Origin of the sequence: Segatella bryantii (genome assembly GCF_022024215.1) — a bacterium.
GTDB classification, from domain to species: domain Bacteria; phylum Bacteroidota; class Bacteroidia; order Bacteroidales; family Bacteroidaceae; genus Prevotella; species Prevotella bryantii.
Genome location: NZ_CP091798.1, coordinates 2349538 through 2360444, shown reverse-complemented (window position 1 = coordinate 2360444; position 10907 = coordinate 2349538). Strand labels below are relative to the sequence as shown.

7 protein-coding genes are annotated in these 10907 nt (G+C 36.5%); 3 read left to right on the top strand and 4 right to left on the bottom strand.

From position 1 onward, the window contains the following. The first annotated feature begins 288 nt into the window (after nt 1-288). Together L6471_RS14095 and mutS are read left to right on the top strand one after the other, a co-directional pair. On the top strand, nt 289-729 hold the full coding sequence (locus L6471_RS14095) for a glucosaminidase domain-containing protein (protein ID WP_006282785.1): 441 nt from the start codon (nt 289-291) through the stop codon (nt 727-729). A 399-nt stretch (nt 730-1128) separates the two neighbouring features. Continuing rightward, nucleotides 1129-3792 (top strand): DNA mismatch repair protein MutS, encoded by a 2664-nt coding sequence (mutS, locus tag L6471_RS14090; protein WP_094448282.1) that lies wholly within the window; start codon nt 1129-1131, stop codon nt 3790-3792. Between the two features lie 58 nt (nt 3793-3850). Here mutS and lgt read toward each other — a convergent pair whose 3' ends face one another. The 3 genes from lgt to polA form a co-directional block, all read right to left on the bottom strand. Continuing rightward, nucleotides 3851-4714 carry a prolipoprotein diacylglyceryl transferase gene (lgt, locus tag L6471_RS14085; RefSeq protein WP_006282782.1) on the bottom strand — a complete coding sequence of 288 codons (864 nt, stop codon included), beginning with the start codon at nt 4712-4714 and terminating at the stop codon, nt 3851-3853. 11 nt (nt 4715-4725) lie between these two features. Then, nucleotides 4726-5829 carry a redox-regulated ATPase YchF gene (ychF, locus tag L6471_RS14080; protein WP_006282781.1) on the bottom strand — a complete coding sequence of 368 codons (1104 nt, stop codon included), beginning with the start codon at nt 5827-5829 and terminating at the stop codon, nt 4726-4728. A gap of 77 nt (nt 5830-5906) precedes the next feature. Then, nucleotides 5907-8669: a DNA polymerase I gene (gene polA, locus L6471_RS14075; protein WP_094448281.1), complete on the bottom strand. Its 2763-nt coding sequence runs from the start codon at nt 8667-8669 to the stop codon at nt 5907-5909. An 88-nt stretch (nt 8670-8757) separates the two neighbouring features. Between polA and L6471_RS14070 the strand changes: the two genes are divergently transcribed. Beyond that, the gene (locus L6471_RS14070) at nt 8758-9735 is read left to right on the top strand and encodes a polyprenyl synthetase family protein (RefSeq protein WP_006282779.1); all 978 of its coding nucleotides are present in this window, start codon (nt 8758-8760) and stop codon (nt 9733-9735) included. A 122-nt stretch (nt 9736-9857) separates the two neighbouring features. Here the strand turns inward: L6471_RS14070 and deoC are convergent, their stop codons facing one another. After that, nucleotides 9858-10784 (bottom strand): deoxyribose-phosphate aldolase, encoded by a 927-nt coding sequence (gene deoC / locus L6471_RS14065; RefSeq protein ID WP_027453217.1) that lies wholly within the window; start codon nt 10782-10784, stop codon nt 9858-9860. Nucleotides 10785-10907: the final 123 nt, after the last annotated feature.

Sequence of the window (10907 nt, the reverse complement as noted above, 5' to 3'; positions counted from 1 at the left end):
TTCACATCTTTATAAAAAGGATTATTAGTTTTGGTTTCATTTATTTATTTTGTTACTTTTATCAATGGATAGAAAAATCTATAAATCATATAATGGATGAATGTATTTGTTAAATATTATTTAATAATCCATAGAATATTTTTTTATAGCTAAATATTTCTTTTTTAGTATATACTAAAAAAGAGTAACTAGCGTTATATTAGTGGTATGCAGGTAAAAATATTTTTATTTCGTCTTATTATGGTTTGCGTGTTCGGCGTGTTTGTTTTGAGCTCGCAAGCTCAAGATATGATTCCACAGAAAGCAATCAATGATAGATCTTTTCTGCATCCTGAGATATTGGAATTTCCGCCACAATATGTTATCGAAGGTGAGGTAGATGATAATGGGGAAGAGTTGACTATTGAAAATCTTTACAAAACCCTTGAAGAATATGGTGTACTTTTCAAGAAGATTGTCGTTGCGCAGGCCATTCTTGAAACGGGTAATTTTTCTAGTCATGTATGTCTTACGCATCATAATTTATTTGGTCTTCGTCATCCTTCTGATGGAAGCTATTATGAATTTAATAATTGGAAGGAGAGTGTAAAGGCTTATCGTGATGATGTACAGTATAAGTATAATTCAGGTGATTATTATCTTTTTCTTCGTCGTATCGGTTATGCTGAGGATCCTCGCTATGTTTCGAAGGTGCGTATTATTGCTGATCGTCTTCCTTGGAAAATCTAGTGACCTTCTTCTGAAATATGTATTTTTTATCTAAATTATTTTACAAATTATTCAATAAAATTTAAAGGTAAAAGCTTTCCTTTTAATCACTAAAAGTTAAGCTTTTGAATTTTACCATTCGATATTCAAAATCATGTAATGAATTATTTCATTTTATTTGTGCTTATTTTTTTCTAGATGGAATGGTTACGATGTTAGAAATTAATGATATTTTTTGATGTTTTCTGGAAATTGTAACATTCTTTTTAAATAGTAGTGGAAGGGAGGATAGAGATGGTTATATACTATAAAAAGTCTATGTAGGTTTATGCATGATAGATAATGAACAGAGAAAAATGAGTTATAATTTTGTGTTTATTCTCTTTTTGAGTAATTTTGTAGCCTAAATCAATAAATATTATGGCTAAAGATACTTCAGGACTTACTCCGATGATGAAGCAATTCTTCTCGATGAAAGCCCAACATCCTGATGCGCTCTTGCTTTTTAGATGTGGTGATTTCTATGAGACATATGGTGACGATGCTATAGAAGCCTCTAAAGTATTGGGAATTACTTTGACTCGCAGAAATAATGGTGGTAATACAGGGCAGATGGAAATGGCAGGTTTCCCACATCATGCCCTTGATACTTATTTGCCTAAGTTGATTCGTGCAGGTAAGCGTGTTGCTATATGTGATCAGTTGGAAGATCCCAAAAAGAAACGGGAGGCATTGAAAGGAAAGAAAGGCCTTACAGAGATGGATAAGATGGTGAAACGTGGTATAACAGAATTGGTTACGCCAGGTGTCGCCCTCGATGATAATGTCCTGAATTATAAAGAAAATAATTTTTTGGCTGCAGTGCATTTTGGTAAGAATGCTTGTGGCATTTCTTTTCTTGATATTTCAACTGGTGAATTTCTCACAGGAGAAGGTACTTATGATTATGTAGAAAAACTCATTGGTAACTTTATGCCGAAGGAAATATTGTATGATCGTGCCAAAAAAGAAGATTTTGAACGTTTTTTTGGTACCAAACTAGTTACTTTTGAACTTGATGACTGGGTGTTTACTGAGCAGACGGCTCTCCAAAAACTTTTAAAGCATTTTGGTACTAAAAACTTGAAGGGTTTTGGTGTAGAACATCTCAAAAATGGTGTAATTGCAAGTGGTGCTATCATGCAATATCTTGAAATTACACAACATACTCATATTAATCATATTACTTCGCTCTCTAGAATTGAAGAGGAAAAATATGTACGTATGGATAACTTTACGATACGAAGTTTAGAACTTGTTTCTCCGATGCAGGAGGAGGGTAGTTCTTTGTTGAAAGTTATCGACCATACCATTACGCCAATGGGTGGACGTATGTTGAGACGATGGGTTGTGTTCCCTCTAAAGAGTGTAAAGCCTATTGATGAGCGACTGAATGTTGTAGAGTATTTCTTTCGTGAACCAGAATTTCGTGAGTGCATAGATGATCAGTTGCATCGTATAGGCGATTTAGAGCGTATTATCTCAAAAGTGGCAGTTGGTAGAGTATCGCCTCGTGAAGTAGTACAATTAAGAGTTGCATTAGATGCCTTACGACCGATAAAGACGGCCTGTCTTTATGCTAAGAACGAAGATTTGAAGCGAATAGGAGAACAGCTGAATCTTTGTGAGAGTTTAAAAAATAGGATTGAGCAGGAAATACAGCCAGATCCACCACAGCTTGTGAATAAGGGTGATGTTATAGCAGATGGTTATAATGCTGAGCTTGATGAGCTGAGAAGTATTAGTCGCAATGGTAGAGATTATCTGTTGAAGATACAGGAACAGGAAACTGAGAAGACTGGTATTAGTTCGTTAAAAGTGGGCTATAATAATGTTTTTGGCTATTATTTAGAGGTAAGAAATACTTATAAAGATAAAGTTCCAGTTGAGTGGATTCGTAAGCAGACATTAGCTCAAGCAGAACGTTATATTACTCAGGAGCTCAAGGAGTATGAAGAAAAGATTCTTGGAGCTGATGAGCGTATCTTATCGCTTGAAGCAAAACTTTTTAGCGAGTTAATAGTTGATATGCAGGCTTTCATTCCTCAGATTCAGATTAATGCTAACCTGATAGCTCAACTCGATTGTTTGTTGAGTTTTGCTGCAATCTCAGAGTTAAATCATTACGTGCGTCCTGTAGTAGATGATTCTGAAATTATAGATATCAAGCAGGGGAGACATCCTGTTATCGAAACACAGTTGCCAATAGGAGAGCAGTATGTGCCTAATGATGTGTATCTAGATAATGATAAACAGCAAGTGATGATGATAACTGGTCCGAATATGGCTGGTAAATCAGCACTACTGCGTCAAACGGCCCTTATCGTATTATTAGCTCAAATAGGTTGTTTCGTACCCGCTGAAGGTGCTAGAATTGGTTTGGTGGATAAAATCTTTACTCGTGTAGGTGCATCTGATAATATTTCCTTGGGAGAATCTACTTTTATGGTTGAGATGACAGAGGCTTCTAATATTCTGAATAATGTTACTCCTCGCAGTTTGGTACTCTTTGATGAGTTGGGGAGGGGTACTTCTACATATGATGGTATCTCTATTGCATGGGCTATTGTGGAATACCTTCATGAACATTCATCGGCTAATGCCCGTACTCTTTTTGCTACTCATTATCATGAACTTAACGAGATGGAAAAGCTTTTCTCACGTATCAAGAATTATAATGTAAGTGTGAAAGAAGTTGATGGTAAGGTTATCTTCTTACGTAAACTTGAAAGGGGAGGAAGTAACCATTCATTTGGTATTCACGTGGCAGAAATTGCTGGTATGCCGAAGAGTATAGTAAAGCGTGCTCATGTAATATTGAAACAGTTAGAGAATGAAAATTCAAATGTGGGTAGTGTAGGGCGACCTCAGGTAGAGAAGATCGCTTCAACCCAACAGGATGTGCAACTTAGTTTCTTTCAACTTGATGATCCTATACTCTGTCAGGTGCGTGATGAGATACTTGGTTTAGATATTAATAATCTTACACCTGTAGAAGCTCTCAACAAACTGAATGAAATTAAGAAAATTGTTTCAGGCAAATAATCATAAAAGGCGTATCCCTTCATGGGTACGCCTTTTATGATATATAGTATAATGATGGTTATTTACGAATAACTTCTTTTAATTTCATCCTCTTACCACTTGTGGCAATGCTATATACACCGATAATAATGAGTGGAATAGAGAGAATTTGCCCCATATCCATAGGTAGACTTGACTCGAATGCAACTTGAATTTCTTTGGTGTACTCAATAATGAATCGTGCAATGAAAATCAAGGTAAGGCAGAGACCAAAATAGAGCCCAGAACCTATACTCTGAGTACCCTTCTTCTTGTATATTATCAATATGATGAAGAAAAAGAGTAGATAACAGATAGCCTCATAAAGTTGTCCAGGGTGGCGTGGGTAGCCATCTACACGGGCAAAAATAAAGGCCCATGGTACGTCGGTTACTTTGCCGATAATCTCTGAATTCATGAGGTTACCGAGGCGGATAAAGAAAGCTGTTATACTTGAGCAGATACCCATATTATCGAGTACAACCCATCCTGGAACCTTAAAGTTGCGACAGTAGAGCCAAAGTCCGACAAAGAGTCCAAAAACACCACCATGAGATGCAAGTCCTTCATAACCTGTAATGTGCCAACTACCATCAGCGCCATATCGAGCCGGAAGAAGCATCTCGAGGAGATGAGTGCCACTACTTAGAAAGTAGTCTGGCTCATAGAAGAGACAATGACCTAAGCGTGCTCCTAGCAGAATTGCGAGGAAGATATAGATAAAGAGTGGTTCAAACTGTTCATCTGAGAGTTTCTGCTGGCGATATAGCTTCTGCATGAGTACATAGCCAAGCGCTAGACCGATAATCCAGCAGAGCGAATAATAACGCAATGTAATAGGACCTAGAGAGCCAATAATTGGGTCTGGGTTCCATACTATATAGTTTACTAAATCTGTAAACATAAGCCTAGGTATTAAACATTGAAGCGGAAGTGCATGATATCACCATCTTGAACAATATACTCTTTACCTTCAATGCCGAGTTTACCAGCTTCACGTACAGCACTTTCTGAGCCATACTGGATATAATCTTCATACTTGATTACTTCGGCGCGAATAAAGCCCTTTTCGAAGTCTGAGTGGATAACACCTGCACACTGAGGGGCTTTCCAACCCTTGTGGAATGTCCATGCCTTTACCTCCATTTCACCTGCAGTAATAAAGGTCTGCAGGTTAAGAAGGCTGTAAGCTTTTTGAATGAGACGGTTAACACCACTTTGTTCCAAACCTAGTTCCTCTAAGAACATCTGTTTGTCTTCGTATGTTTCAAGACCTGCTATATCTTCTTCAGTCTTTGCAGCAATAACAAGGGCTTCAGCACCTTCTTCTGCGGCAATTTTCTCTACGAGTTGAGAGTATTGGTTACCATTTTTAGCACTGTTTTCGTCTACGTTAGCTACGTAAAGAACAGGCTTAGTTGTTAGAAGGAATAAATCATGGGCAGCCTGCTGCTCTTCCTTGCTCTCAAAGGTTACTGAGCGTGCGTTTTTACCCTGTTCCAAAACGGCTTTATAAGCTTCGAGTACAGATACAAGAACTTTAGCGTCTTTGTTGCCTGATGCTGCTATCTTTTGCTGCTTAGCCAGTTGAGACTCGATGGTTTCGAGATCTTTCAACTGTAATTCTGTATCGATAATACTCTTGTCTTCTAATGGATCAACAGGAGCTCCACTTTCGCGTACAATATTGTCATTGTCGAAGCAACGGATAACGTGAATAATTGCATCGCACTCACGAATGTTACCTAAGAACTTGTTGCCAAGACCTTCACCCTTTGAGGCGCCCTTAACCAAACCTGCGATGTCTACGATTTCACAGGTAGCAGGAACAATACGTCCTGGATGTACGATTTCTGCCAATTTGTTAAGACGCTCATCTGGTACGGTGATGACACCTAAGTTTGGTTCTATAGTACAAAAAGGGAAGTTAGCTGCTTGTGCTTTAGCACTTGACAGACAATTGAATAGAGTAGACTTACCTACGTTTGGAAGGCCTACAATACCACATTTTAAAGCCATATTTTTATTTTAAATCTTTGATTTTTAACGTTAAAATTCAGTATGCAAAATTACAATATAATTTCGAAACAGCCAAATTAATGAGCTTCTAACCAGTTATTACCCCATCCTGCATCGGCAGTGAGTGGTACATCAAGGTGGAAGGCATTTTGCATCTCTTGTATTACAATTTGTTCTACCTTTTCTTTTTCTTCTGGATAGACTGAGAAGTTTAATTCGTCGTGTACTTGAAGAATCATCTTACTCTTAATACCTTCTTGGCGGAATCGGTTCCATATTTTAATCATGGCAACTTTTATAATATCAGCTTCAGATCCCTGAATAGGGGCATTGATAGCATTACGCTCTGCAAAGCCTCGTACTGTACCATTATGTGAGTTGATATCAGCTAAGTAGCGTCTACGGCCAAAAATGGTTTCTGCATAGCCGTTTTTTCGAGCGGCTTCTTTTGCTTTTTCCATATAGGCTTGCACCTTAGGAAAAGTTTTAAAGTAATCAGTAATCAAGTCTTTAGCCTCGCTATTACTGATGTTCATTCGTTGGGCTAGACCATAGGTTGTGATACCATAAATGATACCAAAGTTGGCTTGTTTTGCTTTCTTACGTTGACTGTCGGTTACTTTATCTATCTCTTCGTGCCATATTTTAGCTGCTGTCGCACGATGAATATCGAAACCTTCTCGAAAGGCTTCGATCATATTCTCATCGCCTGAGAGATGAGCCATAATGCGAAGTTCTATCTGACTATAGTCTGCTGAAAAAAATAAACATCCTGGTTCTGGAATGAAACACTTTCGTATTTCTTTGCCATCGTCAGTCCTCACAGGAATATTTTGCAGATTAGGGTCGCTAGAAGAAAGTCTACCTGTAGCTGTTAATGCTTGGTTGAATGAAGTGTGGATATGACCTGTACGTTTGTTGATAAGTGTTGGAAGATTATCTACATAAGTACTTAGTAACTTCTTCATACCTCGGTAGTTAAGTATATTTTCAACAATCGGATTTTTTGCCCTTATAGATTGTAAAACTTCTTCAGATGTTACATATTGACCGGTCTTGGTTTTCTTTGGCTTTTCCATGATATGCATTTTGCCAAAGAGAATATCTCCCACTTGTTTTGGACTAGATATGTTAAATTTTTCAGCAGCTTCTTCGTATATTTTTTCTTCATATTTGCGCATTCTTTCTGTGAAAACTTTTGAAGTTTCTTGTAGAGCATTGGTATCGAGGCATATGCCATTTCTTTCCATGTCAGCCAAAACGGGTACTAATGGCATCTCAATTTCCCAAAATAAGTGTTCGGCTTTTACCTCTCCTAATTTTGGTTCGAGTACATTTTTTAATCGCAATGTTATATCAGCATCCTCTGCAGCATATTCATATACATCCTTAGGGTTGAGATCTCGCATATTTTTTTGATTCTTTCCTTTAGGACCTATGAGCTCTTCAATATGTATAGTTTGATAATTAAGAAATACTTCGGCTAGATAATCCATGTTGTGATGCAGTTCGGGCTGGATAAGATAATGTGCAATCATGGTATCAAACATTTTGCCTTTTATTTCAATATCATAATTCAAGAGTACTTCGTAATCATATTTAATATTTTGCCCTATTTTTAGAATTTTCTTATTTTCATAGAGCGGTTTAAAAATATTAACTATTCTTAAAGCTTTTTCTCTTTCAGCAGGAATTGCAACGTAAAATGCTTTATTTTCTTCTACAGCAAAGCTTAAACCCACCAATTCTGCGTCTATAGCATTGGTAGATGTTGTTTCTGTGTCTAGACTGAGATTTTCAAATGTCAATAAAAAGTCACATAAAATCTTACTATCTTCTTCATTATCAATAAGTTTGTATTCATGAGAATGTGTTTTTATGGTCTCAAAACTCGCGTTTTTAGAAATGGTTTGACCATCGGTCTGTTCTACGGCAAATAAATCCAATTCTTGAATTGCATTTTTTTTCTTATTTTCTGATTTATTAAGAATTTTGTTTTTGAAACTCTTAAACTCGAGTTCAGTGAAAATTTCATCAAGTTTATCGGCATCAGGTTCTTGCAGCTTTAAATCTTCCATTTTAATGTCGGTGGGAACATCTGTACGGATAGTAGCCAAGAAATAACTCATCTTAATATCTTCGACAGCGTTTTCTACTTTTTCTTTTAGTTTGCCTTTGAGCTGAGAAGTATTGTTTAAAAGATTTTCGACAGAGCCAAATTGGTTAATCAATTTAGCAGCAGTTTTTTCGCCTACGCCGGGACAGCCTGGAAAATTATCAGCAGAGTCACCCATGAGGGCAAGCAAATCGATAATTTGAGTAGAGGAGGAGATACCATATTTCTGAGCGATTTCCTTTTCGCCCAAAATTTCATATCCGCCACCATGTTGAGGGCGATACATCTTTACATTTTTTCGTATGAGCTGTCCATAATCTTTATCAGGAGTCAGCATATATGTGTCGATACCTTTTTCGCCAGCTTGAATAGCTATTGTTCCGATAATATCATCTGCTTCGAAACCATCAGCCTGTAATATAGGAATTTTGTAAGCACGTAATATATCCTTTATAATAGGGACACTGGCTTTAATATCTTCAGGAGTTTCTTCTCGCTGAGCCTTATAGGCAGGAAATGCATCATGTCTAAAAGTCTTTCCATGATCGAATGCTACTCCTATATAAGTAGGATTTTCCTTTGTCAATACCTCGTTGAGTGTGTTGCAAAAGCCCATAATGGCAGATGTGTTTAACCCTTTAGAATTAATTCTAGGAGCTCTAAGTAAAGCGTAGTAAGAGCGATATATTAATGCGTAGGCATCTAAAAGAAATAATTTTTCCATTATAATTTTATATTATCCCGTAAAATTACTAAAAAAATACCATAAATCGAGATTATTTGATTAATTTTGTATCAAATTTCACGAAGTAATGGATTATTTATCTCTCATCAAATCTTCTATTTCTATTGATTTAGATGATTTTGTAGCTTTGTTTAACCAGTCTTTGAGTCATACTGACGGACTCTTATCGCAGGTTCTTGATCATATTAAGCAACGTGCGGGTAAGCGTATGCGGCCTATGCTCATCTTACTTATGGCCAAAAATTTTGGCAAAGTTTCTGATGTGAGTTTGAATGCAGCTGTTGGTCTCGAACTTCTTCATACTGCATCTTTGGTACATGATGATGTCGTAGATGAAAGTGATGAGCGTCGAGGGCAGGCTAGTGTTAATGCAAGTTATAATAATAAGGTTGCAGTGTTAGTAGGTGATTATTTACTTTCTACAGCTTTGCTTTATGTCTCTTATACTCATTCAGAAGTAATAGTAAGGTATTTATCAGAATTGGGTAGAACTTTATCTAATGGCGAAATCCTTCAGCTATCGAATATTCAGAATAGAACGATTTCTGAAGATGCTTATTATGATGTTATTAGTATGAAGACGGCTGCTCTTTTCGAAGCTTGTGCTGTTATTGGTGCAGAATCAGCTGGTGCTTCACATGAAGATACTATGGCTGCACGCGAATTTGGTAAAAAACTTGGACTTATTTTTCAGATTCGTGATGATATTTTCGATTACTATGATTCTAAGGAAATTGGTAAGCCAACTAGTAATGATATGGTTGAAGGTAAGCTCACTTTGCCTGTTATATATGCTTTAAATTCTACTGATAATAAGGAAATGTTAGAGTTGGCATATAAAGTAAAAGATCATACGGTAACTGATGAAGAAGTTGCACAATTAGTGCAGTTTACAAAGGAAAATGGTGGTATAAACTATGCTTATAAGATTATGGATAGACTTCATGAAGAGTGTATGATTTTTATCGATGAATATGTTACTAATCCAGAAATTAAGAAATCTATTACTGCATATCTTGATTATGTTAGTGAGCGTTCCTTTTAAATATGGAATAGTAAGAATATTTTTTTTACATAACAACTGCTTCTAAATATTATATTAAAGGGTAAGATTAAGTCAATCTTACCCTTTATAATATTTTAGTTTGTTTTGTTAAGATGGTCTGCTTAGAAATATTTAACCTCTTTACCCTGTACTGCACTAAGGAGAAGATTAGCTAAACGAGATGTACCAAGGCGGAACATCTTGTTAGTAAGCCATTCTTTGCCTAAGACTTCTTTTACTATAGTGTAGTATATAAGTGCATCCTGGACAGTATTTAAGCCGCCAGCAGGCTTCAAACCAATCTTATTGCCAGTTTCTTTAAAATATTCTTTAATGGCTGTACACATCACGTAAACGGCTTCAGGAGTAGCAGAAATCTTTTCTTTACCTGTAGAGGTCTTAATATAGTCTGCACCAGCATACATAGATAGAATTGAAGCCTTCTTTATGTTGCTGCAGTTAAGTAAATCGCCAGTCTCAAGAATTACTTTCATAGGTATTTCTTCGCCGCAGGTAGACTTTAATTCCATAATATCTTCAGCTACGCCTTCATAGTCTTCGCTGAGAAATTTACCAACAGGCATAACGATATCTATCTCATCAGCACCATCCTGAATAGCCAAAGCTGTTTCTGCTACTTTTACTTCCATGCGGGCCTGTGATGAAGGGAAACAACCGCTTACGTTAGCGATATTTACACCATCTACTTCAAGTGTATTGCGTACCAATTTGGTGAAAGAAGGATAGGTGACTACAGTAGCAACGTGTGGCATATCTGTGTAATCGTGAGCGAAACTGTTTACTTTTTCTACCATTGCCAAGATTTTCTCTTCTGTATCGGCTGTGTTGAGTGAAGTAAGTTCGACACTGCCAAAGAGGAATTTCTTTACCTCAACAGTATCATTTTCTGCTACTTTATTAGCAATAATGTCTTCTACTGCAGCTTTGATATCTTCATCTTTGATGTCAGTATTATACTTTGCTAAAGCTTGATCGTATATACTTAATTCTTGAATCTTAGCCTTTTCAGAATTGGCCTTATCCTTCATTACTTGGTCTGTAATATTACCTTTTTTTCCTAGTTCCATAATATTTAATTTTATGATTTTTTTTATTTCTGATTACTTTAATTGATGAGTGTTATCACTCGTATATTATTTTTTAGTTGTAAA